Raw genomic sequence first — 24,517 nt, 5'->3', positions numbered from 1 at the left:
GCGCCGGGCGCGGCGACAACCGCCTGCGCCCTGGCAGTGAATCAATGCGGGATGGCGGTCAGCTCGTCCAGCCCCAACGCACGATTGAGGTTCTGCAGGGCCTGCGTGGCCGCGCCCTTGAGCAGGTTGTCGATGGTGGCTACCACCACCACGCGCTTGTTGCCCGGGGCCATGGTGAAGCCACCGATCTGCACACCATGGGTGCCGGCAATGCGGCTGACCCACGGCGCGTCATCGACCACTTCAATCAAGGGCTCGTTGGCGTAGCGCTGCTGGTAGGTCGCGATGACCTCTTCGCGGCTGCGTGGCTGCTGCAACCACAGGTTGACGGTCATGGTGATGCCGCGGAAATGCGGCGCCACATGCGGCATGAATTCCACCGGCACGCCGAGTTGGGTGGACACCTCGCGCTCGTGCACATGGTTGGTCAGCGCGTACGGCATCAGGTTGTCGCGCAGCAGTTCCTGGTTGTTCTTGTCCGATGGCGTGGTACCGGCGCCGGACCAACCGGAGACGCCGAAGCACACCGGTGGGCCTGCCAACTGGCTCAGCAGCGGCGCGATCGCCAGCTGCATCGCCGTGGCATAGCAGCCCGGGTTGCTGATCCGCGCCTGCCCTGCATAGCGTGCGCGGGTCAGTTCCGGCAGGCCGTAATACCAGCGGTTGTCGAAACGATAATCGGCTGACAGATCAACGATCACGGTGTCCGGCTTGCCGGCATCCAGGGCAGCAACAAAGGGTTCGCCCTTGCCGTTGGGCAGGGCCAGCACCACCGCGTCCACAGCCTTGGCGGCAACCGCCTCCGGGCCCAGGCTTTCATAGCGCAGCTCGCCGTTATAGGCGTCGTTGTGGTCAGCCACGCGCTGTCCGTCCAACTCACGCGAGGACACGAACGCAAGCTCGATACGCGGGTGCGCGGCCAACAAGCGGATCAGCTCGGCGCCGGTGTAACCGCGCGCGCCAACAATGCCTACCGAGAATTTTTTGTCAGTCATTTATGCGAATCCAGAAGGAACTGCAGGTGGGCTTTCACCGCCGGCCATTCCGTGTCGATGATGGAGAACACCACGGTGTCGCGGCGCGATCCGTCGGCGTGACGTTTGTGGCTGCGCAGTACGCCATCCTGCTTCGCACCAAGGCGGGCAATGGCGGTGCGCGAAGCGTGGTTGAACCAGCTGGTCTCGAAACCGACGCTGATGCAGCCAAGGGTTTCGAAGGCATGGTGCAGCAACAAAAGCTTGGCCTCGGTGTTCAGGCCGCTGCGCTGCACGCGCGGGCTGTACCAGGTGTAGCCGATGTTCAGCCGCGGCACGTCGGCCTCAAGTGCGTAGTAACGCGTACTACCGACCACTTCACCACTGGCGTCCCTGACAACGAAGGCCAGTACGCGGCCTTGGGCCTGGGCTTCCAGCGCAGCGACCACATAGTGCCCAGCGTGCTCGGGGGTCGGTACATTGGTGTACCAGCACCGCGACAGTTCGCCGTCACCCAGGGCGCGCTGCAAGGCCGAAACATGCGCCAACTGCAGCGGTTCCAAGGTAACGTGCCGACCTTTCAGGATCGGCACCTGGCTCCAATGTCCGGCGCTGGCCAGGTCCATGTTCACCCCTGCAGGCTCGGCTTGCGCTCGCCGCAATGCGCGACGTAACCCTTGATGCTGTCAAAGTCGTTGGCACCGAACCAGAACACCTTCCAGTGGTCGAGCTTGTAGCAGCCGTCCGACTCGGAATAGTAGAAGTGATTGACCGGGTTGCCGTTGCGCGAGCGCCAGAACAGCTGCGTGGTTTCCTCCAGCATCACGTTCCACACCGCCCGGCCCAGGCCTTCGCCCTGTGCGTCATCGAGCACGGCAAACTTGTCCAGGTACACGCCTTCGGCCTCGTCGGTGAGTACCACCGCAGTGCGATAGTTCTCACTGACGTAGGCGCGCAGCAGCTTGGTCTTCTCGAAGTAATCCGGCACCAGCGTGCGGCCGAAGCTGGATTCGATCAACGCTTTCAGGCGACCGGTGTCGAGCTGATCCCAGGACGTGGCCTTCAGCACTTTTTCGCCACGGCGCACCAGCGTACCCGAGCCCTTGTGCGTGAACAGCTCCTTGGCCAGGTCGGCCGGGCGTGTGATCGACACCGAGGATTCTTCCGGCAGCTTGTCCAGCAGATCCTTGATCTGCTCGATCTTGACCCGCATGCCACCGTGGATCCACGGCTGCTGCATCAACTGGTCGTATTCGGTGGACAGGTTGATCGAGTCGATCAGCTTGCCCTCTTCGTCCAGCAAGCCGCCGGTGCCGGTCAGGAAGATGATCTTGTACGGCTGCAGTTCCTGCACCAGTTCATTGGCGGCGAAATCGGCATTGACGTTGAGGATCTGCCCGCTGGGGGTTTCGCCCAGGCTGGTGATCACCGGTATCGAACCGGCGCGCAGGCTGGCTTCGATCGGTGCCAGATTGACCTTCTTCACCTCGCCGACCAGGCCGTAGGTATCCAGATCCAGGTACTCGGCCTCGAACACGCCGCCGGTGATGGAGGTTGCACGTGCACCGTTCTGCTGCAGGGCTTCAACCAGTTTCAGGTTGGACTGCTGGAACACCTTGCGCACGATCGCCAGGGCTTCGGGCGAGGTCACGCGCAGACCGTCGATGGTCTGCTTCTCGATGCCGGCGGCGGACAGCTCGGCATCGAGCTGCGGGCCGGCACCGTGCAGCACGATCGGGGTCAGGCCGACTTCCTGCAGGAAGGACAGCGACGAGGTCAGCGCTTCCAGATCGTCGCGCAACACCGCGCCACCGACCTTGACCACGGCAAAGCGCTTGGCATCAAGCTGAGAAAAGCGCTTGAGGTACTGGCTGATTTCCTTCGCACTGGCCATGCTCGAAAGCAGGCGGACGATGGTCTGGCGGGTCTGGCGGTGCGGCTGCATGGCTGGGGACATTGCTTGTATCTACGTAGCGACCCTGGGGGTCACGAAAAAGAAGCCGGCGGCGAGCCGCCGGGCCACGCGCGGCTCAGGCGCCGCGCTGCAGGATCTGCAACACCGATTCGGCGTAACGCTGCAACTGCTCCAGCGTCACGAACTCATCGGCGGTGTGGGCCTGGGCGATATCGCCGGGGCCGTACACCATGGTTGTGTAGCCACCGGCCGAGAACAGCGACGCCTCGGTCCAGAAATCCACCGCGTTGCCGATCGGCAGGCCCAGTTCGTCGGCGATGTCGCGCGCGGCCAGACGGCGCTCTTCGGCACGGGCGATATCACCGGATGGCAGGCTGGGGCCGCGGAAGGTTTCTTCAAAATGCGCCGCCTGCGGCTCGGCGAAGCTGGCGAAGGTGCCCAGCAGCGCATCGATATCCATCGACGGCAGCGGCCGGAAACCAAACCGCAGCTCGGCTTCGGGCGCGATCATATTGGCCTTGATGCCACCTTCGACGCGGCCGATGTTGAAGCGCAGCCCGGTCAGGCCGCCAAAGCGCGCATGCGCCAGCGACTCGACGTGGTCCAGCGCCTTGCCGCCCCAACGCATGGCCTGGTGCAGCGCACTTGCCGAAGGATCCTGCTTGCCGGAAGCATGGCCGGCGCGGCCCTGGAACTTCATCAGCACCGAGCTGATGCCACGGTGCGCGAGCACCGCTTCGCTCATGGTCGGCTCGGCGACGATCACCGCTTCGTACGCGATGCCACGCGCCAGGAAGGCGGCGATACAGCGCGGGTCATTGGCTTCTTCGTCACTGGAGAACAGAAACGCAGCATCGCCATCGGTCAGATTGGCGGCGGCCACCAATGCAGCAGCGGCGCCCTTGATGTCGCAGACACCGAGGCCGACAACGCGGTCGTCCAGGCGACGCATCACGTGCGGATCGGCCGACCAATGCGGGGAATCCGGCACGGTGTCCAGATGCACGTTGAACAGATATTTGGGGGTGCCGCGCACCGCGTAGAAGCTGACCGCACCGGCGCCGTGGTCGATCACCTCGACATTGAAGCCCGGCAGGTTGTCGCGCAGGTAATCAAAGATGCCACCGGTAGTGATGGCACGCGGCGGATTGCGGGTGTCGTAGGACACCAGCTTTTCCAGGTGATCGAGGGTGGATTGGAGCAGCTTGGTCATGGTTTCAATTCGTAGCGAAGGCGGACGAAAGCTCCCTTCTCCCGGCGGGAGAAGGTGCCCCGAAGGGGCGGATGAGGGTAAGGCTGCACCAAAGCGGTGTGTGGCTGCGCCCTTACCCTCACCCCAACCCCTCTCCCAAAGGGAGAGGGGCTAACAGCGCTTAGCGATTCACCTGCGCGTACAGCGTGGAGCTCATGCCGAACAGCTTGATGAAGCCTTCGGCTTCTTCCACGCCCCAGTCGGCCGACTGTGCATAGGTTGCGCCCTTGGCGTTGAGGATGTGCTCCGAACGCACGGCCACGGCGTCAACGCGGCCACCACGGGTTTCCAGCACCACTTCACCGGTGACCTTGGCCTGCGAGGACTGCAGGAAGGCCTCGATGTCGGCCTTCAGCGGGTCGTGGTAGAAACCTTCGTACACCAGCTCCACCCACTTGCGCGCCACTTCCGGCTTGAAGCGGTTCTGCTGCTTGGTCAGCACGGCGTCTTCCAGCGCGCGGTGCGCGGCCAGCAGCGAGACCAGGCCCGGGGCTTCGAACACGATGCGGCCCTTCAGGCCGATCACGGTGTCACCGGTGTAGACGCCACGGCCAACGCCGTACTGGGCGAACAGCTTGTTGAGCTTGGCCAGGATCTGCTCACCCGGCAGCGCCTTGCCGTCCAGCGCAACTGCCTCGCCCTCGACAAACTTCAAGGTGACGGTCAGCGGCTCCAGCGGCCAGGCGTTGCGCGGTGCGCACCAGCCGCGGGCGCCCTCGCCCGGGGCTTCCCATTTGTCGATCTCGCCGCCGGACATGGTCAGGCCCAGCAGGTTCTCGTTGATGGTGTAGGCCTGCTGCTTGGCACGCACGCCGAAGCCGCGCGCTTCCAGGTACTTCTGCTCGTAGGCGCGGGTCTGGGTGTGTTCTTTCTGGATTTCGCGGATCGGCGCGACGATCTGGTAGTCGCCCTGGGCCTTCACTGCCAGGTCGAAACGCACCTGGTCGTTGCCCATGCCGGTGCAGCCGTGGGCGATGATGTTGGTGCCCAGCTCGGCAGCGCGCTTGAGCGCAGCGTCGACGATCAGGTAACGGTCGGATACCAGCAGCGGGTACTGGCCCTGGTAGCCCTCACCGGCCCACACGAAGGGCTTGACGAAGCCAGACCAGATGGCCGGGCCGCCATCGACGGTGACGTGGCTGGTGACACCCAGCTCGGCGGCACGCTTTTCGATGAACTCACGCTCTTCGGCATCCACGCCGCCGGTGTCGGCGAACACGGTGTGCACGTTGTAGCCGCGCTCCTGCAGGTAAGGCACGCAGAAGCTGGTGTCGAGGCCGCCGGAGAAGGCGAGGACGATGTCTTTGCTCATGGGGAAGGAATCTCTGCTTTTGATCTTTGAGCCCCTCTCCCTCCGGGGGAGGGGTTGGGGAGGGGGTAGGCGTGTACGAGGATGCATCTGGAGCAAGGAGCACTACCCTCACCCCAACCCCTCTCCCGGCGGGAGAGGGGCTAAAGCATTACTTGCCGATCACTGCGGCCATGATCGCCTTCTGCACATGCAGGCGATTCTCGGCCTCGTTGATTGCAATACATTGCGGCGAATCCATCACGCCATCGGTCGCCTTCACATTGCGGCGCAGCGGCAGGCAGTGGCTGAACACACCGTTGTTGGTCAGCGCCATCTTGGCTTCGTCGACGATGAAGTGCTTGTACTGGTCGCGGATCGGCTTTTCCGGCTCCCAGTTGCCGAAGAACGGCAGTGCGCCCCAGCTCTTGGCGTAGACCACATCGGCGCCGGCATAGGCGCTCTGGATGTCATGGCTGACCTGCAGCGAACCACCGCTCTCGGCCACGTTCTGCTCGGCCCAGCCCATGTAGCGCTCGTCCAGGATGTAATCCGGGGTCGGGCACAGCAGGGTCACGTCCATGCCCATGCGGGTAGCAATGGTCAGTGCCGAGTTGGCCACGGCGGTGTTCAGCGGCTTGGGATGGTAGGTCCAGGTCAGCACGTACTTCTTGCCGCGCAGGTCGCTGGTGCCGAAATGTTCCTGCAGCGCCATGATGTGCGCCAGCTCCTGGCATGGATGGGTGATGGTCTCCATGTTGATGACCGGCACCGGCGAATATTTGGCAAAGCTCTTGAGCACCTGGTCTTCGCGGTCCTTGCTCCAGTCCACGAATTTCGGGAACGCACGCACGCCGATCAGGTCGACGTAACGGCCCAGCACCTTGGCCACTTCGGCGATGTGCTCTTCGGTATCACCGTCCATCACGGTGCCGAGGTTGAACTCGATCGGCCACGCATCCTTGCCCGGCTGCAGCACCACGGCATGCCCACCCAACTGGAACGCGCCCAGCTCGAAGCTGGTGCGGGTACGCATGGACGGGTTGAAGAACACCAGGGCGATCGACTTGCCCTTCAGGTCATCACCCAGCTTGTTCTGCTTGAACAACGCCGCCTGGGCGAGCAACGCGTCCAGTTCGGCGCGGCTCCAATCCTGGGTGTTCAAAAAGTGCTTCAAAGACATCGATCGATCCTTTAGTGCTGAGAGCCACCGTTGCCGGTGGGCGGATGCGCATTCGCGCGGCTCATTGCGGTTGTAACTTTTGCCAAAACAGAAACGAAAAAACCCAGCCTGGGCTGGGTTTTCCGAACAGACAGCACGAAGCTCCGGTTACCCAGCGAAAATGTGGGGTTCCGGTCGGCGGGCACGGGACGTCATGCCGGAGGCCATCCGGGCGGTGCTGGTTTCGTGCTGGAAGCTGTTGGCTTTCATCGTCGGGCATACTCGCACGCAGGTCAGGCCTGCGCAAGTGTCGCGGTGCAACATCAAGGGACCGATGTGGTCGTCTCGACGCCCTGACCCACGTCAGGGGTAATCGATACCCGCAGTTTGAGGCGGTTGCCCGGATCTTCCGGCAGGCGCGAGCGGAACTTGATGCCCTTGTAGACATAGTCCACGTCATAGGCGATGGGACGGCGGAACTCGCGCCCGACCTCTACAACCTTGCAGTCCGGGGTCAACATCGCGCTGCTGCCACTGTTGGCGCGCGGTGCGGCCTCCTGGGCCAGTTCGACCGAGCCGTTTTCCTGGCGCTCACTGAAGATGCCCTTGACCGAATCCCAGAAGCGGCGGAACCCGCCCTTCTCTTCCTCACCCTTGACCTGCACAGGTGCCAGGGTACGCGTGGATACCGGTTCGCAGTGTTCCTCGGTCCGGGTAGCACGCAAGGTCTGGAAAACAGGCTCGACATTGAGCACCTGCGCATAGTCGTAGCGCACGTTCTCGATGATCACCACGCGATTACGCAGATCCGCTTCCTGCGCCAGCGCGGGCCCGGAGGCGGCGGCCAGCAGGCAAAAAAACAACGGAGTGGGTTTCATCAACAAAAGGGGCACAGGGACCTTGGGTGAGCATAGTGTAGGCAGCACAGCTGCCCTTGGCCTGAACATTACCCATCCGCACGCGTATTGCCCAGCCCGGGGATGCCCCGCCCGGCCCGGACCGCTAGAATTGTCAGGTTCGCTTACCCCCGGATTGCCATGACCCTGCGCCTGCACAACAACCTGACGCGGCAGCTGGAGCCGTTTGCTCCGCTCGACCCCGCCGCCCCCACCCTGTATGTGTGCGGCCCCACGGTCTACAACTATGTACATATCGGCAATGCCCGCGGCCCGGTGGTGTTCGGGGTACTGGCCGACCTGCTGCGCCGGACCTACGGCAATCTGCGTTACGCCCGCAACATCACCGACGTTGACGACAAGATCAATACCGCAGCCAAGGATCAGGGTGTGCCGATCTCGGCCATCACCGACCGTTTTGCCGCCGCCTACCGCGAGGACATGGCTGCGCTGGGCGTGGTGCCACCGGATATCGAGCCCGAAGCCACCGCGCATATCCCGCAGATCATCGCCATGGTCGAGCAGCTAATTGCCAGCGACCATGCCTATGCGGCCGAGGGCCACGTACTGTTTTCGGTCAGCAGTTTCGCCGACTACGGCAAGCTTTCGCGCCGCGACCCGGAGGAAATGCTGGCCGGTGCGCGCGTCGAGGTTGCTCCCTACAAGCGTGAAGCCGGCGATTTCGTGCTGTGGAAGCCGTCCAGCGACGACCTGCCCGGCTGGGATTCGCCCTGGGGCCGTGGCCGGCCGGGCTGGCATATCGAGTGCTCGGCAATGGCCGCCGCCCACCTGGGCCCGACCATCGACATCCACGCCGGCGGCGTCGACCTGCAGTTCCCGCATCACGAGAACGAGATCGCCCAGAGTGTCTGCGCCCATGGCGGACAGACCTTTGCCCGCTTCTGGCTGCACAACGGCATGCTCAACTTCGGCGGGGCCAAGATGAGCAAGTCGATCGGCAATATCGAGCGCGTACACGACCTGGTGCGCAAGCACCCGCCGGAAGCACTGCGCTATGCACTGCTGTCGGCCCACTACCGGCAGCCGCTGGACTGGTCCGATGCGTTGATCGAACAGTCGGTACGGACCCTCGACCGGCTGTACGGCACCTTGCGTGATCTGGCCGATGTGCATGCCGAGGCCGCGATCCCGGCCAGCGTCGAAGCGGCGCTGGAAGATGATCTCAACACGCCGTTGGCGCTGGCCGAAGTGGCGCGCATCGCCAGCGAGGCACGCAAGGCCGAGAGCGCCGAGGACAAGCAACGCCTGAAGCGTGAGCTGCTGGGCGCTGGCCTGGCCCTGGGCCTGCTGCAGCAGGCGCCGGCCGAATGGTTCGGCCGCGGCGCCGAGGCTGGCGACGACGCTCGCATCCAGGCGTTGATCGATGAGCGCATCGCCGCCAAGCAGGCGCGTGACTTCGCCCGTGCTGACGCCATCCGTGACCAGCTGGCCGCGGAGAACATCGTGCTGGAAGACACGCCGCAGGGTGTGCGCTGGAAGCGCGGGTAAGGCTTCCCCCTCACCCCAACCCCTCTCCCGGGGAGAGGGGCTAAAGCGGAAGCTGCAGCTACACAATATTGCGTCGGTTCGCGGCGCACTAAGCCCCTCTCCCACCGGGAGAGGGGTTGGGGTGAGGGAGACCCTCCAGCACCCCACTCAAAGGCCATCGCCAGCAAAGCGACCGGCCAAGAACAGGACCCACAATGACAAACTCCCCCTTCCCGCTCGAACCCACCCCCGCCGAAGCCCAGGCCGCCATTGCCGAGGAGTTCTCCTTCTTCGGCGACTGGTCCGAGCGCTACCAGTACCTGATCGACCTCGGCCGCAAGCTGCCCGCCTTCCCGGAAGAATGGAAGACCGAAGAGCACCGCCTGCTCGGCTGCCAGTCCATGGTCTGGATCGTGCCCGAAGGCGATGCCGACAAGCTGGTATTCCATGCCATCAGTGATTCGGCGATTGTCTCGGGCCTGATCTACCTGGCCCTGCGCGTGTACTCCGGCCGCTCGGCTGCCGAGATCCTGGCCACTGACCCGGACTACGTGTCGGCCATTGGCCTGGCCAAGCACCTGTCGCCGACCCGCAGCAACGGCCTGGCCGCCATGCTGGCCTTTATCCGCGATACCGCCCAAGCCAAGCAGTGAACAACACCGGCTCCATTGCCGAACTGTTGCGCCAGCCCGGCTTCACCCGGCTGCTGCTGTACCGCATCGCCGGCATGCTGTCCTACCAGATCGTCGCGGTTACGGTCGGCTGGCATATCTATGAAGTCACCCGTAATCCTTTCTCGCTCGGCCTGATCGGCCTGGCCGAAGTGCTGCCCTACTTCTGCGTGGCGCCGTTCGCCGGCTATCTGGTCGACCACCTGCCGCGCCGCAAACTGGGCATGACCGCCTGTCTGGGACTGATCGCAACTGCCCTGATGCTGGTTGCCGTGGCTACCGGCTGGCTGCCGGTCAAGGGCGTGTGGCCTATCTATCTGGCGGTAGCGCTGACCGGCATGGTGCGGGCCTTCCTCTCACCGGTCTACAACGCCCTGTTCGCCCGCGTGCTGGCGCGCGAGCAGTTCGCGCGCGGCGCCGGCTTTGGCACCGTCGTCTTCCAGACCGGTATGGTGCTCGGCCCGGCGCTTGGCGGCGTGCTGGTCGCTGTAGGCGGCAAAGGCCTGTCCTACGGCGTGGCGGCCTTCATGGCAGTACTGGCGCTGGCGGCACTGGCCTCGTTGAAGGTCAGCGAACCGGCGCCATCGCAGAACCGCGCGCCGATCTTCGCCAGCATCGCCGAGGGCGCCCGTTTCGTACTGTCCAACCAGATCATGCTGGGCGCGATGGCATTGGACATGTTCTCGGTACTGCTGGGCGGCGTGGTGGCGATGCTGCCCGCCTTCATCCAGGACATCCTGCATTACGGCCCGGAAGGGCTGGGCATCCTGCGCGCAGCACCGGCGCTGGGCTCGATCTGCGTGGGCCTGTGGCTGGCGCGGCATCCGCTGCGTCGCAATGCCGGCCGGGTATTGCTGTTTGCGGTGGCCGGCTTCGGCCTGTGTGTGATCGCTTTCGGCCTGTCGCACAGCTTCTGGCTGTCGGCCGCCATCCTGTTGTTCTATGGCGCCTGCGATGGTGTATCGGTGGTGGTGCGCTCGACCATCATGCAGCTGGTCACACCCGACGACATGCGTGGCCGCGTCTCATCGATCAACGGCATATTCATCAGCTCGTCCAACGAACTGGGCGCCTTCTACGGCGGCAGCATGGCGCGACTTCTGGGCCTGGTGCCGGCGGTGGTGATCGGCGGCTGCGCGGTGCTCGGCGTTGCGGCCATCACCGCGTGGAAAGCACCGCAGCTACGCAAGTTGGACAACCTGCAGGATCTCTAGCGCCGGGGCCGGCCTTGCGGCCCGCCCCGGCAACTTGCCTCATTCGATATGGCGCTTCACGGCGCGTAGTCGCTGGTTTCAGCCTTGTCGAATGACTGCTGCACCCGGATGTCCCGCGACGAGGCGCCCACTCGCAGGCTGTATTGCCCCTTGTCCACTATCCATGCGCCGCGCTCGGGATTGAACGAGGCCAGATCCTTGCCCTCGATCTGAAACTGCAGCACTTGCGACTGGCCGGGTTGCAACAACCCGGTTTTCGCGAATGCCCGCAGTTCCTGCTCTGGCTTGTGCAGTGCCGCGGGCGGTGCCGACACATATACCTGTGCGATCTCGCGCCCGGCCAGCTTTCCTGTGTTGGTGATCTTCACGCTCGCCCGCACGGCTCCTTGTGATCCACGCTCCACCTTGAGGTCGCTATAGTCGAAGCTGGTGTAGGACAAACCAAAACCAAACGGGTACGCCACATCCAGCTTCCGCGTATCGAAATGCCGGTAACCCACCCATATTCCGTCGCGATACTCCACCTCGGCCTCGCGTGCGATCTGTCCAAAGAGGGATTTATCGGCAGGATCAGGCCCCAGCAACACCTTGCCGGGGAAGCCATCGGCGGCAGGGTAGTCGGCCAGCGTGAGAGCAAAGGTATCGGCCAGCTTGCCAGACGGATTAACCGCACCCGACAACACATCCGCCACGGCGTTACCTGCTTCCTGGCCTGGCTGCCAGGCCAGCACGATGGCATCGGCCAGGTCCCTCCAGCTGGCCATTTCGATCACGCCACCGATATTGAGTACCACAACAACTTTCTTGCCTAGCGCATGAAACGCCTGGGATGTGGCCATCAACAGCGCGCGTTCGGCGTCACTGAGCTGGAAGTCGTTCTCCGGCGTGCGATCAACGAATTCGCCCGAAACGCGCCCGATGGTTACCACTGCAATATCCTGCTGCTGTGCGAGCTGCGCCAGCTCGGCTGCACTCACCGGCCGCTCCGGCACCCGCGCCTTGGGCAGGAACCACAGCGACGTCGGTAGCTTGGGGGTCTGCTCGGCAATGTAACGCGCGTAGCGCTCACCCAACTCCGGAGCATTGCTGAAGCCTGCATTCTGCAGGCCCTGTACAAGCGAGATCGCGTAGGCCTTGTTGACATCACCACTGCCGGTGCCACCGGTGATCACCTGGTAGCTGCCCTGCCCCAGTACCGCCAGCCGTGATGCGGCGGCCAGCGGCAAGGTGGCTCCATCGTTCTTGAGCAACACCATGCCCTGGGTCGCCGCCCGCCGCGAAAGCATTGCGTTACCGTGTAGGTCAGGTGCGTCGGAGTGTGCTGCGTGCTTGAAAGCTCGGCTGCGCAGTACCAGCTCCAACACCCGGGTCACATTGCGATCCAGCACGCGCTCGTCCAGCTTGCCATCGGCCACCGCAGCGGCCAGCACCTTGCGCTGCTTGCCGGTACCTGGCATCAGCAACTCGTTGCCTGCGCGCATCTGCGCCACCGCGTCGTTGCCACCGAACCAATCGGTCATCACCAGGCCCTGATATCCCCACTGGCCGCGCAACACGTCGCTCAACAACCAGGTGCTCTCCGAGGTGTAAGTACCATTGAGCTTGTTGTAGCTGGACATCACTGTCCATGGCTGTCCCTTGCCCGTGGCTATCTCAAAACCCTTGAGGTAGATCTCGCGAAGCGCCCGTTCATCCACCCGCGCATTGATGGTGTTCCGGTTCCACTCGTGGTTGTTCACCGCAAAGTGCTTGACCGAGGCGCCCACGCCACGATCCTGCAGGCCAAGCACCAACGCCGCGGCCGTCTCACCGGTTACCAGCGGATCTTCCGAGTAGTACTCGAAGTTGCGCCCGCCCAGGGGAAAGCGGTGAATGTTCAAGGCAGGCGTCAGCATTACATCGATATCGTAGGCTGCAGCCTCCTCGGCAATCGCAGCCCCTACCTCGCGCACCAACGCGGTATCCCAGCTACTGGCCAACGCAGTTCCTATCGGGAACGCCGTGGCGTAAAAGGTCTTGCCCGGTGCGCTCTTGCGGGTAGGCTCGATACGTACGCCTGCCGGCCCATCGGCCATTACCAGCGAAGGAATCCCCAGTCGCGGCACCGCCACTGTTGCGCCGGCAGCGCCGGGCACGTGATCTTCGATCGCGCCGACTGCCGGCGCCTGCATGTCATCTGGCAAGCCAGGGAAGACCATGCCTTGCCCTGTAACCAGTGCGATCTTCTCGTCCAGGGTCAAGGCTGCCACCACCTGTGCCAACGGCGCCTGGCCGAGGCGGGGAAGCTCCTGTGCCTGCGTCTGCTCCGACATGCCCAGCGCTACCATGATGGTAGCCAGCACAGGTGCCAGGCCTCGCGTGTTGTGCATCATTGCCATGCGGATAACTCCTCTTGGCGCTGCTGCGATAGCGCACAGCGCTCCATGCGTGAAAGGTGCACCGCTCTGTGCGGCGCATGCTTGCCCCGCCCAACAGCCGCGGCGCCAATGCCTCGCCTGTGGCGCATCGGGGGTGCTTACCTGCTACGTTGCGAAATGTCGCGGCCATCGCGAGGACCGCATCCGGCTCAGAACGAGAACGTCAACTGCGTGGCCAGATTCATCGCGTCCGGGTGCGGCTGGGTAATGACCGGGTTGCGCGTGTAACTCAGGCTATTGACCCAATAGATGCCGCGCGCTGCACGCAAGGCATAGGACAACGAGGCGCTGGTGCTGAAGCGCACCGGATCCATCCCCAGGCTGCGCAGGTACTTCACCGCGTCCTTGCTGACCTCGTTGCGGGTATAACCGATAGACACCATGTCACCCGGACGCTTGGCAAACGGTGCCAGGCTATAGAGCGTTACAGCGTAGTCAGAGCTGAAAATATTGTGCTCGGCAGCGGCGTAGTTGCCCTTCAGGTTGAAGTACCAACCGCGATACGGCACGTCCTTGTCAGGCTGGGCGAACTGGTAGTCGGCAACCACGTAGTAAGCATGGTTCTGGCCTTTCTGCCCTGGCTTGCTGAAATCGTTGTAGAGCGTGCGGTTGTAGATGCTGCCCTGACGTATCCAGGTCATTCGGGTATCGGCACTGGAGGCTACCCGGTAGCCGATCTCATTGACGTAGATCGGCTTGGTGCCCTCCACACTCCACTTCAGTCCGGAGGGGTTGGCCTTGCTGTCAGCCAGGAAGCCATCCGGGCTTTGCGAGCGCGCCACGCCGAAGTGGTCGTAGAAGCGGCCATCCTTGGAATACAGGCGGATGTCGAACCCCGGCACAGGCTTGAACCCGGCCATGCCGGCGAGGTTGGGAATGATACTGGAGGGCCCCAACGCCGAGGATGCCGTGCTTGCCCCGAGAAACAGACCGACGAACTGGCCCATCATTCCGTAGTAACCGTACTGGATGCGCACCCGGCCCTTGGCGAACTCCTGTTGCACCGAGAGCTGGGAGACCGCCAGATCATCGTTCAGACCTGCATCGCGGTAGGTTGTGCGCCAACTGTTCGCTTCGAAGGTCAACTGGGATTTTTGCCCCCACCACCCAAGCCGCGACAAATCGTAGGTGGTAATCGTCACCAAGGTTCCGCTGTAGCTGGGGCGCTGACCGTTATACATCTGTGGGCGGCGTTCCTGCCCACGCAGATCGTAGGTTTCAGAGGCACTGTAGAAACCCATGAACATCCAGCCATTGTCGTAGAGCTTCGGACGCAGGCCGAGCAGGTCCGGCGACAGGGTTTCGCAGGTGGTGATGATCGGTGCCTCGGAACCGCGGCTGACGAACTCATCGTAGTTGTGGCAACTGGGTTGCCCGCGCATGCCGTGGTCCAGGCTTGGCACCACCTGCTGTGTTGCATCCACACTGGCAACATCGCCCGTTGCAGTAGCAACAGCCTCTCCCTGCGGCCCGGCCTTGCTTGATCCGGCAGCTGCGGCAGGCTCGTCGTCGGCCCGGGCATCGGCATTTGCGGACATCGCGAAAATTCCCAGGCAGCTCGCCAGAACCATCGTATGGATGGCATTGCTGCGCCTGTGTCTACAACGCTTGTTCATTGTTCTCTCCCAGATTGATGGAGAGCGGCCGACATACCGTGCCCGCCGCCCGTTCACACGCCCTGTGGGTGCAACCACAAACGTGATCGCCCCGCCTCCACATCCCGGCGCCGGCTCGTCTGTCTGCTTGTGCTTCATCCCGGAGGCTGGCCAGACCTGCCAGGCCGCTGGCAGATGGAAATCAACCGCCACCGAGAGCTGGCTCACGAGCATTCGTAGACCGGCGACGCGCTTGAGATGAGGCATTGAGCTGCGATTCGCCGACGCGGCCGCAGTAAACCTACTTGCCAGTAGGTTTGTCAAAAACTGTGATGCAGGCACAGTTTTGTGGCCTGCAGCAAATCAACTCAGCACGGATACACTGCAAGTCCGCCATTCCGAGTCATGCCCTTGTCCAGCCCGGCGCCGGCCTCATCCAGCAATTCACGCGCACACCGGCGCTCCCCGAAGGGCGATAGACGCCGGCAACAAATCCTGGATGCGGCAATGCAGGTCTTTGCCCGCGATGGCTACAGCAACGCATCGATAGGCGAAGTGGCCGCGCAAGTCGGGCTCACATTGCCGGGGCTATTGCATTATTTTCCGAGCAAGACCGAGATGCTTCTGGCGGTGCTGGACATGCGTGATCAACGCAGCCCACGACTGCAGGACTACCCGCAGACACTGACACTGGAGCAGGCCGTGGCAGGCACTCCCCTGCACTGGTCGAAACTGTTTGAACAGCTGCTTCTGGTCAACCGCTCCAATGTCGATATTCCTGGCGTGATCAAGGCGTTTTCCCTGCTCAATGCAGAAAGCCTGAGCCAAGACCATCCAGCTCAGTCATGGTTCCATCACCGCTCCGAGCTGATGTTGGAGTTGATCACCTGCAGCATTCGGCAGGGGCAACAGGCTGGCGAAATCCTTGCCAGCGTTGACCCTGCCCAGATTGCCGTCGAGCTGGTATCGATGATGGATGGCCTGCAACTGCTCTGGCTGCGACACCCCGATCGAGTAGACCTTGATGGGCACTTCCAGCGTTACCTGGAGCGCGTGCAGCGCACTATCGCTGCTTGTTGATTGGCCTGCATCTGCGCTATTTCGTTGCAGCCCATTCGGCGTACAGGCCCTGTTCGTCCTGCGGGCGCAGCTGCCGCAGGCCCGAGCCGGCTGCCTGCGGTCCCTGCGCCAGACGCTCATACACCGCAGCGGTGGACAGCCCGTAAGCCAGTCCTTCCTCGTTGCCATAGGCAAACCAGGCCTGCTCGATGCCGCTCAGATACATGGCGGCCAGGCACATCGGACAGGGATGGCCGCTGGCGTAGATCACGCAGCCGTCCAGGCGCGGGCTTGCCAATGCGGCACTGGCCAGGCGTATGGCGCGCATCTCGGCATGGTCGGTGGGGTCATGGCTGGCGTGGATGCTGTTGGCCGCCTCGGCAAGCACCTGATCGTCCTTGACCAACACGGCCCCAAACGGACGGCCACCGGCGGCGATGTTATCGCGGGCCAGCGCCAGCGCGCGACGCATATGCATTTCTGCGGACATGGCTTTCTCCCAAAAAAGAAAACCCCGCCGCAGCGGGGTTTTCGGATGACAACAAACCAGACGATCAGTCGCCCTGCTGCTTCTGCAAGTGCTCCCAACGCTCCTGCGCATCGATCGTGCGCTCGGCGGTGAGGCGGGCTTCCAGACGGTCCAGGCCAATCTCTTCGCCGGTATCCACGCAGTAACCGTAGTCGCCCGCTTCCAGGCGCTTGAGCGTGCTGTCGATCTTGCCGATCAGCTTGCGGTAACGGTCACGGGTGCGCAGTTCCAGCGAATTCTCGGTTTCGCGGGTAGCACGTTCGGCCTCATCGCCGATGTCACGCACTTCGTCGCGCAGGTTTTCGATGGTCTGCTTCGATTCCTCGACCAGGTCGGCGCGCCAGTTCAACAGACGCTGGCGGAAGTACTCCTGCTGCAGCGTGCTCATGTATTCCTCATCGGCGGTCGGCTTGTAGCCGGCCGGCAGAATCGGACGGCCGGAGGCCTCATCGGTCTTGTATTCGACCACCTTGTATTTGCTGCGCGGCGCCGGGGCGGTCGAGCGGGCGGTTACGGCGACGGCCACCTTGCCGACCGGACGGACGGCGACAGGTGCTGCGGACTTGACGGGGGTTTTGACGTGGGATTTCGAAACAGGCACGGGATTCTTGGGTTGCGGGGCCTTGGCCGCGGACGACGGTGCCGCAGCAGCCGGCTTGGGAGCCGATGCTGGGGCTGTCTTGGCGACTTCAGCCGGGACAGGCTTGGCCGTCACCGGCTTGGGGGCCGGCTTCGGTACGGACTTGGCCACGGGCTTGGTGGCGGGAGTCTTGGCGGGTTGGGCGACGGTTTTTGCCGCCGCTTTCTTGGCCACCGGCTTGGTTGGCGTTGCCACAGCCTTCGCTGCGGGCGCGGCCTTCTTCACCGCAGGAGCGGCGACCGGCTTGGTGGTTTTCTTGGCAGCAGCCTTTTGGACAGCGGCCTTCTTGGCAGCCGGAGCCGCCTTCGGTGCCACCTTCTTGGCTGGGGCCGGCTTGGCCACTGCCTTCTTCGCAGGTGCCACCGGCTTGGCCGCAGCCTTCTTGGCAACCGCCGTCTTGGCGGCCGCCTTCTTGGCCGGCGTAGCCGCCTTGGCGACCGGCTTGCTTGCAACCGGCTTGGACGCCGCCTTCTTGACTACAGGTTTGGCGGTTTTCTTGGCGACCTTGACGGCCTTTTTTGCAGTTTTTTTAGCAGCCACGAAACGCTCTTCCTTGTTTCCCCCGGGGCCCGGGAAAGCGGGCCTTTATAGCCTACCCGACCAGCAGCAGCAACCGCGCCGGGGTTCCGTATATGAACGGAAGCCCCAGCCATGCAGCAAAGGTCCAGTGGCGTCACCGGACCGTTTCGCGCAGTTCGGAACGTAACCAGGGCGCAACCGCCCCGGCCAGGCCCGGCAATTACCCGCCAAGGCCTTACTGCATCCTGCGATAAATCCTCCACGATTGCCAAGTGGCTTATCATCTAAGGGTGATCGGCCGCCTCCTCATTGCCGTACTGCGCTCCTACAAGCGCTTCATCAGCCCCCTGCTCGGGCCGCGCTGTCGTTTCTATCCCAGTTGCTCGGAGTACTCCATGGACGCGATCCGCATACACGGGCCGCTACGGGGGTGCTGGCTTACGCTGCGCCGACTGGGACGCTGCCACCCCTTCCACCCGGGCGGACTGGATCCGGTCCCGGAGCGCGCCGATTCCCCCTCTTGCCGCTGTACAGGAAAACACTGACATGTCCTCCACGCTTATCCGCAATGCCCGCATGGTCAACGAAGGCCGCACCTTCGACGGCGACCTGCGCATCGAGAACGACCGTATCGCGCAGATCGGCAGCGGCCTGACCCCGCGCGACGGCGAACAGGTGGTGGACGCGGCCGGGCGCTGGCTGCTGCCGGGGATGATCGACGACCAGGTCCACTTCCGCGAGCCGGGCCTGACCCACAAGGGTGACATCGCCAGCGAGTCGGCGGCAGCGGTTGCCGGTGGCCTGACCAGTTTCATGGACATGCCCAACACCAATCCGCCGACCCTGGATTCGACCATCCTGGAAGCCAAGTACGAGCTGGCCAAGGGCCGCGCCTGGGCCAACTACGGCTTCTACCACGGCGCCAGCAACGACAACCTGGAAGCAATCCGCGTACTCGACCCGAAGAAGGCGCCGGGCGTGAAGGTCTTCATGGGCGCTTCCACCGGCAACATGCTGGTCGACAACCCGGAAACCCTGGACGCGATCTTCCGCGAATGCCCGACGCCGATCATCACGCACTGCGAAGACACGCCGATGATCGACGCTAACCTGAAGGCCTTCCAGGAAAAGTACGGCGACGCGCTAACCCCGGACATGCACCCGGATATCCGCTCGCGCGAGGCCTGCATCAAGTCCACCCGCCTGGCCATGTCGCTGGCGCGCAAGCACGGCACCCGCCTGCACGTGTTGCATATCTCCACCGCCGATGAGTTGGCGCTGTTCGAGAAGGGCCCGCTGATCCGTGCCGATGGCAGCCGCAAGCAGATCACCGCCGAGACCTGCGTGCACTTCCTGCATTTCGCGCGCCCGGACTATGCAACCAAGGGCAACCTGATCAAGTGCAACCCGGCGATCAAGGAAGTGTCCGACCGCGAGGCGATCACCGCCGCACTGGCCGATGACGTGCTCGACGTGCTCGCCACCGACCACGCCCCGCATACCTGGGAAGAGAAGCAGAAGCCCTACGCACAGGCCCCGTCCGGCCTGCCGCTGGTGCAATACGCCCTGGTCGCGGCGCTGGAGCGCGTGCACGAAGGCAAGCTGACGCGCGAACAGGTGGTGCAGAAATTCGCCCATGCCCCGGCGCAGCTGTTCGACGTGGAAGAACGCGGTTTCCTGCGCGAGGGTTATTTCGCCGACCTGGTGCTGGTCGAAGACGTAGCGTTCACGGTCAAGCGCGAAGACGTGCTGTCCAAGTGCGGCTGGTCGCCGTTTGAAGGCACTACCTTCCGCTCGCGCATCGCCTCCACCTGGGTCAATGGCCAGCAGGTATGGGATGGCAGCAAGCTGGTCGGTGCGCCGGCCGGCCAGCGCATGACCTACGACCGCTGATGCGTGCGGTATTGATGATGGGCGCGCTGCTGCTGGCAACGCCCCTGCTCCCCGCCCTGCCCGCGCAGGCCCAGGACAGCATCGGCAACCTGCTCGACAACCGTGTCGTATTCCCGGCCAGCGCCTCGCAGGGCGCAATGGTGATCGGCAAGGTGCCAGCCGGCAGCACGGTCCGTTACGGCGGCCGCGACCTGCGGGTCAGCAGCTATGGCAGCGTGGTGTTCGGCATCGGTCGCGATGAGAAAGGCCCCTTGCAGGTGCAGGTACAGCGCCCGGATGGCGGCAGCGAAACCGTATCGATCACGGTGAGCCCGCGCGACTGGCCGGTGGAGCGCGTCAACGGCGTGCCGCCGAAGACCGTGAATCCGCCACCGGCAATTGCCGAGCGCATTGCCCGCGAGCAGGCGTTGGTGACCGAATCGCGCAAGCGTGACGACAACCGCACCGACTTCACCCAGACCTTCATCTGGCCGGTACAGGGCCGTATCAGCGGCCGCTTCGGCAATGCCCGCGTCTACAACGGGCAACCTGGCAGCGGTCACTCCGGCATGGATATCGCCGTACCCACCGGCACCCCGGTGAAGGCCCCGGCGGCAGGCATCGTCACCTTCGCCAACCCCGACCTGTACCTGACCGGTGGCACCTTGGTGCTGGACCATGGCTTCGGCATCAGCTCCAACTTCCTGCACCTGTCGCGGATCGACGTGAAGGTCGGTGACAGGATCGAGCAAGGGCAGACCATCGCCGCGGTGGGCGCCACTGGCCGCGCGACCGGCCCGCACTTGCACTGGGGCATGAACTGGTTCGACACCCGCATCGACCCGCTGCTGGTGCTCGAACGCGGCAAATAAAGCCGCAGCGCTGTAATGCCGAGCCATGCTCGGCAGGCGCGTCACCTGTAGTGCCGAGCCATGCTCGGCAGGCGCGTCACCGGTAGAGCCTCAGCCGAGCATGGCTCGGCTCTACAGGGGCATTCCAACAATCGTTGTAGGAGCGGCGTAAGCCGCGAAGCAGGCTCTTCGGGCACCTTCCCCCAAAAAGGGGGCTGCAGTCCCGCCAACGGGAGAAGGGAATGGGCCTGCAGGCTTCTGCTGGTGTAGTGCCGAGCCATGCTCGGCAGGGGCTTCACCGGTAGCGCCTCAGCCGAGCATGGCTCGGCTCTACACGAGCACTCCCAACAATGGCTGTGAACTCACCCCCGCGCAGCCCACCAACTACGCCACAGCAGCCCCGCCGGGCTCGGCTGGTACTCACCGCCGCGAATCCGCGCCTGCTGCCGGCCACGGGCCAGTACCGCATAGACGCGGCGCGGGCGCGGGCCGGCCACGCGCGACGGCCAAGCCGCCTGCAGCGCCTTGTCCCATTCCATTTCGTTGGCGAACGACTGCGGCAACGCTGCCGCCTGCTCCTGCACGCGCAGGGCCAACATCTGCGTGACCACTGCGTCAGCAGCTGCCGGCGATGGCTTGCTGTTGAACATCGCCGCTTCCACCGCTGCCACCGCTGCACCGTATTGCGCCAAGGCCTTGCGTGCCTGCGCGGCATCTGCCGGACGCTCACGCGCGCCGATCAGGCCCGGCAGCGCATCGGCCAACTGCGCCCAGGGCGCGCGTACCGGTTCCAGCACACGCCCCAGTGGATGCCGCGAGCGCTGCGCGTCCCAACTGCGCAACTCCTCGCCCCACCACGCCAGCTTGGCGTCCTGCGGCGTGGTGTCGCCGCTGGCGTTGAGCATGTCGTCGAATTCCTGCAACAGCGCGAACCACGCCACGCTGCGGCCACGATCGGCCTCATCGACAAACCGCTCCACGAAGGCCCATTCCGGCCAACGCTCACGCCACTTGTCCAGGAAGCTGTCCAGCGCACTGCTCACATCAAACCTCGTTGTTTCGATCAGGCCGAAGCCGGTTGGGTAGCTGGCCATGCGGCTGGCTGCCAGAGTTCGCTAGGTTCCGCGCACAGGCTGTCCGCCTGCCAGGCCTGCGGATCGTCATCGTCCAGACGATAGCCCCACAGCGCTGCCACCGACGGCATGCCCGCCGCGCGCGCAGCAAGGATGTCGCGCTCGTCATCGCCCACGTAAACGCAGGCAGCAACGGCGGTGTTGATCTGTTGTGCCGCCACCTGCAGCGGCAGCGGGTGCGGCTTGCGTTCGGCCAGGGTGTCGCCGCCGATCAGCACCGCGCAGCGCTGCTGCCAGCCCTGCTGCGGCAGGATCAGGCGCGCCAGGTATTCGGGCTTGTTGGTGACGATGCCCCAGGTGGTGCCGGCCTGCTCCAGTGCCTGCAGCATGGTCTCGATGCCGTCGAACAACTGCGCGTACTGGCCGATCAGCGCTTCGTAGATCTCAAGGAATTCCGGCACCAGCGCATGCCGTTCGGCATCGCCCATCTGCGGGAAAGCCACCGCCAACATCGCGCGCGAGCCCTTGGACACCGCCGGCCGCAGTTGCTCCAGGCTCACTTCGCCCATGCCGCGTGCCTGCAGCATGCGATTGGCGGTAGCGACGAAGTCCGGCGCACTGTCCAGCAGCGTGCCGTCCAGATCGAACAGCACCGCTGCCGGGAATGCGGGCCTGGTCATGCCTGTTCCGGCTTGACCGCGTAGGCCAGGTAATTGATGTCGGTGCGGCTGCTCAGGCGGGCGCGATTGCGCCAGGGCTCATAGGCCATGCCACTGACATCCTGCAAGGACAGGTCCGCTTCGCGCAGCCATGCACCCAGCTCGGCTGGCTTGATGAATTCCTGGTAGTGGTGCGTGCCCTTGGGCAGCAGGCGGGCGATGTATTCGGCACCGACGATGGCTACCGCAAACGCCGCCGGGGTACGGTTGATGGTGGACAGGAACAGCTTGCCACCCGGGCGCAGCAGACGATGGCAGGCAGCGATGATTGCGCCCGGGTCCGGCACGTGCTCCAGCATTTCCATGCAGGTCACCACATCGAAACTACCTGCCTGTTCCTCGGCCAGGTCTTCAGCAGCCTGTACCCGGTAATCGACCGTGACGCCCGATTCCAGGCCGTGCAGGCGGGCAACCTTGACCAGCTCCGGGGCCAGGTCGATAGCCGTCACCTGCGCCCCTTCCTTGGCCAGCGCTTCGCTGAGCAGGCCGCCGCCGCAGCCGATGTCCACGACCTTGGCGCCACGCAGCGTCGCGCGATCGGCCACGTACTTCAGGCGCACCGGGTTCAGCGCATGCAGCGGCTTCTGCGGGCCGTCCGCGTCCCACCAGCGGTTGGCCAGCGCGGCGAACTTGTCCAGTTCTGCCTGATCGAAATTGGTGGAGGTGGAAGCTGCGCTCATATCGGTTTCCTCTTGCGGCCGCCGGGCGGCGGCCGGGTGCGCGGTCAGGCGCGGGTGGTACGGATGCGGTCGCGCCACTGGCGCGCATTGGCGGTGATCGCGGCAATGTCCATGTCGACCAGCTGACGCTGGACCAGCTTGGGCTTGCCAGCAATCCACACATCGCTGACCTGGTGACGGCCGGCGGCATAGACCAGCTGCGACAGCACATGATGCAGCGGCTGGGTTTCCAGTGCGGACAGGTCCACGCAGGCCAGATCGGCCTGCTTGCCCACCTCGATCGAGCCGACGCGGTCACCGAACCCCAGCGCGCGTGCCCCGCCCAGGGTAGCCGCACGCAGCGTGGTCGCCGCGTCCAGCGCGGTGGCGTCATTGGCCACGGCCTTGGCCAGGATGGCCGCGGTGCGGTTCTCGCTGAACATGTCCAGGTCGTTGTTGCTGGCGCAGCCGTCGGTGCCGATGGCCAGGTTGACGCCAGCCTTGACCAGCGCACAGGCCGGGCAGAAGCCCGAGGCCAGCTTCAGGTTCGACTCCGGGCAATGCACCACGCTGACGCCACGCTCGGCGCACAGGTGGATCTCGGCCTCGGTCAGCTGGGTCATGTGCACCGCGATCAGGCGGTCATTGACCAGCCCCAGCCGATCCAGCCGCGCCAGCGGGCGCTGGCCGTGCAAGGCGATGGAATCGCTGATTTCCTGCGCGGTTTCATGCGTGTGCAGATGCACCGGGATATCCAGCTGGTCGGACAGCATCCGCACTCGCTCGAAGTTGGCATCGTTCACCGTATACGGTGCGTGCGGCGCGAACGCGGTGCCGATCAGCGGATCGCCGCGCCAGGCATCATGCAATTCGATAGCGCGGGCGAAGTACTCGTCATCGGTCCTGGCCCAGGCACTGGGGAAATCGATGACCACCGAGCCGACCAGCGCGCGGAAGCCGTGCTTCTTGTAGACAGCGGCCTGCACGTCGGCGAAGAAATAGTTTTCGTTGGCGCAGGTGGTACCCCCGCGCAGCATCTCGGCGATGGCCAGGGTGGTGCCGTCGGCGACGAACTCCGGGCCGATCACCGCCGCTTCCACCGGCCAGATGTGCTCGCGCAGCCAGGTCATCAGCGGCAGGTCATCGGCGATGCCGCGCAACAGCGTCATCGGGTTGTGGGTGTGGGCATTGACCAGGCCGGGGATCAGCGCCGCATCCGGGCGCGACACCACTTGCTTGGCGGCAAAACGCGCACGTGCCTCGGTGCGCGGCAGCACCGCCACGATCACGCCGTTGCTGATCGCCACTGCGTGGTCTTCAAGCACCACCGCATGCGGCTCTACCGGCACCACGTAGCCGGCTTCGATCAACAGGTCGCAGGGCTGGGGTTGCACTTCACTCACGCCGGTTCACCTCTAGATTTGTTACTGAATCCATCCGTCAACGCCGGATGCGAAAAAGGCTTCGGGCTTCCGAAAGGTTGCCCGAAGCCCAATATTACCTGCGCGAGGATGACCGGCCGGAGCAACTGCCAGAGCCGAATCGATCCCCGCCTGCGCGGGGATGACCGGCCAGAGCAACTGCCAGAACTCGAGCGATCCCCGCCTGCGCGGGGACGACCGGCCGAAGCAACTGCCAGAGCCCGAGCGATCCCCGCCTGCGCGGCGATGACCGGCCGAAGCAACTGCCAGAGCCCGAGCGATCCCCGCCTGCGCGGGGACGAC

The 24,517-nt window shown here is 64.3% G+C and carries 22 protein-coding genes; 7 read left to right on the top strand and 15 right to left on the bottom strand.

Annotation, left to right across the window (positions count from 1 at the left end; translation table 11 throughout):
- Positions 1-41: 41 nt before the first annotated feature.
- The 7 genes from argC to RT460_RS05425 form a co-directional block, all read right to left on the bottom strand.
- Positions 42-995, bottom strand: a complete 954-nt coding sequence (argC, locus tag RT460_RS05455) for an N-acetyl-gamma-glutamyl-phosphate reductase (protein WP_313317626.1) — start codon at positions 993-995, stop codon at positions 42-44.
- On the bottom strand, positions 992-1,600 hold the full coding sequence (locus tag RT460_RS05450; RefSeq protein WP_313317625.1) for a GNAT family N-acetyltransferase: 609 nt from the start codon (positions 1,598-1,600) through the stop codon (positions 992-994). Before RT460_RS05450 ends, argC begins: the two co-directional genes overlap by 4 nt.
- Before the next feature lie 2 nt (positions 1,601-1,602).
- A complete protein-coding gene (locus tag RT460_RS05445) occupies positions 1,603-2,931 on the bottom strand; it encodes an acetylglutamate kinase (protein ID WP_313317624.1) in 1,329 nt (442 codons plus the stop codon).
- A gap of 73 nt (positions 2,932-3,004) precedes the next feature.
- Positions 3,005-4,102, bottom strand: coding sequence for an acetylornithine deacetylase (locus tag RT460_RS05440; protein WP_313317623.1), 1,098 nt, complete (start codon positions 4,100-4,102; stop codon positions 3,005-3,007).
- A gap of 160 nt (positions 4,103-4,262) precedes the next feature.
- Entirely contained in the window at positions 4,263-5,453 is a 1,191-nt protein-coding gene (locus RT460_RS05435) for an argininosuccinate synthase (RefSeq protein WP_313317622.1), read from the bottom strand.
- Between the two features lie 148 nt (positions 5,454-5,601).
- Positions 5,602-6,612: an N-acetylornithine carbamoyltransferase gene (locus RT460_RS05430; protein WP_313317621.1), complete on the bottom strand. Its 1,011-nt coding sequence runs from the start codon at positions 6,610-6,612 to the stop codon at positions 5,602-5,604.
- Between the two features lie 302 nt (positions 6,613-6,914).
- A complete protein-coding gene (locus RT460_RS05425; RefSeq protein WP_313317620.1) occupies positions 6,915-7,469 on the bottom strand; it encodes a hypothetical protein in 555 nt (184 codons plus the stop codon).
- 159 nt (positions 7,470-7,628) lie between these two features.
- On the opposite strand from RT460_RS05425, the gene cysS reads away from it, so the two are divergent.
- The 3 genes from cysS to RT460_RS05410 all read left to right on the top strand — a co-directional run bounded on the left by cysS (position 7,629) and on the right by RT460_RS05410 (position 10,860).
- Positions 7,629-8,996 (top strand): cysteine--tRNA ligase, encoded by a 1,368-nt coding sequence (gene cysS, locus RT460_RS05420; protein WP_313317619.1) that lies wholly within the window; start codon positions 7,629-7,631, stop codon positions 8,994-8,996.
- Between the two features lie 194 nt (positions 8,997-9,190).
- Positions 9,191-9,628 (top strand): SufE family protein, encoded by a 438-nt coding sequence (locus tag RT460_RS05415; RefSeq protein WP_313317618.1) that lies wholly within the window; start codon positions 9,191-9,193, stop codon positions 9,626-9,628.
- Positions 9,625-10,860: an MFS transporter gene (locus RT460_RS05410; protein WP_313317617.1), complete on the top strand. Its 1,236-nt coding sequence runs from the start codon at positions 9,625-9,627 to the stop codon at positions 10,858-10,860. The genes RT460_RS05415 and RT460_RS05410 overlap by 4 nt, the downstream gene beginning before the upstream one ends.
- Before the next feature lie 56 nt (positions 10,861-10,916).
- Here RT460_RS05410 and RT460_RS05405 read toward each other — a convergent pair whose 3' ends face one another.
- Positions 10,917-13,238 carry a glycoside hydrolase family 3 C-terminal domain-containing protein gene (locus RT460_RS05405; protein ID WP_313317616.1) on the bottom strand — a complete coding sequence of 774 codons (2,322 nt, stop codon included), beginning with the start codon at positions 13,236-13,238 and terminating at the stop codon, positions 10,917-10,919.
- A 188-nt stretch (positions 13,239-13,426) separates the two neighbouring features.
- The gene (locus tag RT460_RS05400) at positions 13,427-14,815 is read right to left on the bottom strand and encodes a carbohydrate porin (protein WP_313317615.1); all 1,389 of its coding nucleotides are present in this window, start codon (positions 14,813-14,815) and stop codon (positions 13,427-13,429) included.
- Positions 14,816-15,277: 462 nt separating this feature from the next.
- Here RT460_RS05400 and RT460_RS05395 point away from each other — a divergent pair, with 462 nt between their 5' ends.
- Complete coding sequence (locus tag RT460_RS05395; RefSeq protein WP_313317614.1) at positions 15,278-15,952, top strand: TetR/AcrR family transcriptional regulator; 675 nt, start codon at positions 15,278-15,280, stop codon at positions 15,950-15,952.
- Positions 15,953-15,968: 16 nt separating this feature from the next.
- Here RT460_RS05395 and RT460_RS05390 read toward each other — a convergent pair whose 3' ends face one another.
- Together RT460_RS05390 and dksA are read right to left on the bottom strand one after the other, a co-directional pair.
- Positions 15,969-16,421, bottom strand: a complete 453-nt coding sequence (locus RT460_RS05390; RefSeq protein WP_313317613.1) for a nucleoside deaminase — start codon at positions 16,419-16,421, stop codon at positions 15,969-15,971.
- A gap of 64 nt (positions 16,422-16,485) precedes the next feature.
- A complete protein-coding gene (gene dksA / locus RT460_RS05385; RefSeq protein WP_313317612.1) occupies positions 16,486-17,640 on the bottom strand; it encodes an RNA polymerase-binding protein DksA in 1,155 nt (384 codons plus the stop codon).
- A 251-nt stretch (positions 17,641-17,891) separates the two neighbouring features.
- On the opposite strand from dksA, the gene yidD reads away from it, so the two are divergent.
- Genes yidD through RT460_RS05370 form a run of 3 tightly spaced genes read left to right on the top strand, consistent with a single transcriptional unit; the run spans position 17,892 to position 20,363 of the window.
- Positions 17,892-18,164 (top strand): membrane protein insertion efficiency factor YidD, encoded by a 273-nt coding sequence (yidD, locus tag RT460_RS05380; RefSeq protein WP_313317611.1) that lies wholly within the window; start codon positions 17,892-17,894, stop codon positions 18,162-18,164.
- A gap of 1 nt (position 18,165) precedes the next feature.
- Positions 18,166-19,512: a dihydroorotase gene (locus RT460_RS05375; protein WP_313317610.1), complete on the top strand. Its 1,347-nt coding sequence runs from the start codon at positions 18,166-18,168 to the stop codon at positions 19,510-19,512.
- Positions 19,512-20,363, top strand: a complete 852-nt coding sequence (locus RT460_RS05370) for a peptidoglycan DD-metalloendopeptidase family protein (RefSeq protein ID WP_313317609.1) — start codon at positions 19,512-19,514, stop codon at positions 20,361-20,363. Before RT460_RS05375 ends, RT460_RS05370 begins: the two co-directional genes overlap by 1 nt.
- A 341-nt stretch (positions 20,364-20,704) precedes the next feature.
- Here RT460_RS05370 and RT460_RS05365 read toward each other — a convergent pair whose 3' ends face one another.
- Genes RT460_RS05365 through RT460_RS05350 form a run of 4 tightly spaced genes read right to left on the bottom strand, consistent with a single transcriptional unit; the run spans position 20,705 to position 24,196 of the window.
- Positions 20,705-21,436, bottom strand: a complete 732-nt coding sequence (locus tag RT460_RS05365; protein ID WP_313317608.1) for a phytoene/squalene synthase family protein — start codon at positions 21,434-21,436, stop codon at positions 20,705-20,707.
- Positions 21,406-22,095, bottom strand: coding sequence for a phosphoglycolate phosphatase (locus RT460_RS05360; protein WP_313317607.1), 690 nt, complete (start codon positions 22,093-22,095; stop codon positions 21,406-21,408). Before RT460_RS05360 ends, RT460_RS05365 begins: the two co-directional genes overlap by 31 nt.
- Positions 22,092-22,814, bottom strand: coding sequence for a bifunctional 2-polyprenyl-6-hydroxyphenol methylase/3-demethylubiquinol 3-O-methyltransferase UbiG (gene ubiG, locus RT460_RS05355; RefSeq protein ID WP_313317606.1), 723 nt, complete (start codon positions 22,812-22,814; stop codon positions 22,092-22,094). The genes RT460_RS05360 and ubiG overlap by 4 nt, the downstream gene beginning before the upstream one ends.
- Positions 22,815-22,858: 44 nt before the next feature.
- Positions 22,859-24,196, bottom strand: coding sequence for a TRZ/ATZ family hydrolase (locus tag RT460_RS05350; protein WP_313317605.1), 1,338 nt, complete (start codon positions 24,194-24,196; stop codon positions 22,859-22,861).
- Positions 24,197-24,517: the final 321 nt, after the last annotated feature.

This window comes from Stenotrophomonas sp. (genome assembly GCF_032061965.1).
GTDB lineage: Bacteria > Pseudomonadota > Gammaproteobacteria > Xanthomonadales > Xanthomonadaceae > Stenotrophomonas.
This window is presented reverse-complemented; position numbering and strand designations above follow the sequence as displayed.

Bases quoted from the DNA above. Each gene is read 5' to 3' on its own strand.
- argC (WP_313317626.1), bottom strand. From the start codon at position 995: ATGACTGACAAAAAATTCTCGGTAGGCATTGTTGGCGCGCGCGGTTAC.
- RT460_RS05450 (WP_313317625.1), bottom strand. From the start codon at position 1,600: ATGGACCTGGCCAGCGCCGGACATTGGAGCCAGGTGCCGATCCTGAAA.
- RT460_RS05445 (WP_313317624.1), bottom strand. From the start codon at position 2,931: ATGTCCCCAGCCATGCAGCCGCACCGCCAGACCCGCCAGACCATCGTC.
- RT460_RS05440 (WP_313317623.1), bottom strand. From the start codon at position 4,102: ATGACCAAGCTGCTCCAATCCACCCTCGATCACCTGGAAAAGCTGGTG.
- RT460_RS05435 (WP_313317622.1), bottom strand. From the start codon at position 5,453: ATGAGCAAAGACATCGTCCTCGCCTTCTCCGGCGGCCTCGACACCAGC.
- RT460_RS05430 (WP_313317621.1), bottom strand. From the start codon at position 6,612: ATGTCTTTGAAGCACTTTTTGAACACCCAGGATTGGAGCCGCGCCGAA.
- RT460_RS05425 (WP_313317620.1), bottom strand. From the start codon at position 7,469: ATGAAACCCACTCCGTTGTTTTTTTGCCTGCTGGCCGCCGCCTCCGGG.
- cysS (WP_313317619.1), top strand. From the start codon at position 7,629: ATGACCCTGCGCCTGCACAACAACCTGACGCGGCAGCTGGAGCCGTTT.
- RT460_RS05415 (WP_313317618.1), top strand. From the start codon at position 9,191: ATGACAAACTCCCCCTTCCCGCTCGAACCCACCCCCGCCGAAGCCCAG.
- RT460_RS05405 (WP_313317616.1), bottom strand. From the start codon at position 13,238: ATGGCAATGATGCACAACACGCGAGGCCTGGCACCTGTGCTGGCTACC.
- RT460_RS05400 (WP_313317615.1), bottom strand. From the start codon at position 14,815: ATGTCCGCAAATGCCGATGCCCGGGCCGACGACGAGCCTGCCGCAGCT.
- RT460_RS05395 (WP_313317614.1), top strand. From the start codon at position 15,278: ATGCCCTTGTCCAGCCCGGCGCCGGCCTCATCCAGCAATTCACGCGCA.
- RT460_RS05390 (WP_313317613.1), bottom strand. From the start codon at position 16,421: ATGTCCGCAGAAATGCATATGCGTCGCGCGCTGGCGCTGGCCCGCGAT.
- RT460_RS05375 (WP_313317610.1), top strand. From the start codon at position 18,166: ATGTCCTCCACGCTTATCCGCAATGCCCGCATGGTCAACGAAGGCCGC.
- RT460_RS05370 (WP_313317609.1), top strand. From the start codon at position 19,512: ATGCGTGCGGTATTGATGATGGGCGCGCTGCTGCTGGCAACGCCCCTG.
- RT460_RS05365 (WP_313317608.1), bottom strand. From the start codon at position 21,436: ATGGCCAGCTACCCAACCGGCTTCGGCCTGATCGAAACAACGAGGTTT.
- RT460_RS05360 (WP_313317607.1), bottom strand. From the start codon at position 22,095: ATGACCAGGCCCGCATTCCCGGCAGCGGTGCTGTTCGATCTGGACGGC.
- ubiG (WP_313317606.1), bottom strand. From the start codon at position 22,814: ATGAGCGCAGCTTCCACCTCCACCAATTTCGATCAGGCAGAACTGGAC.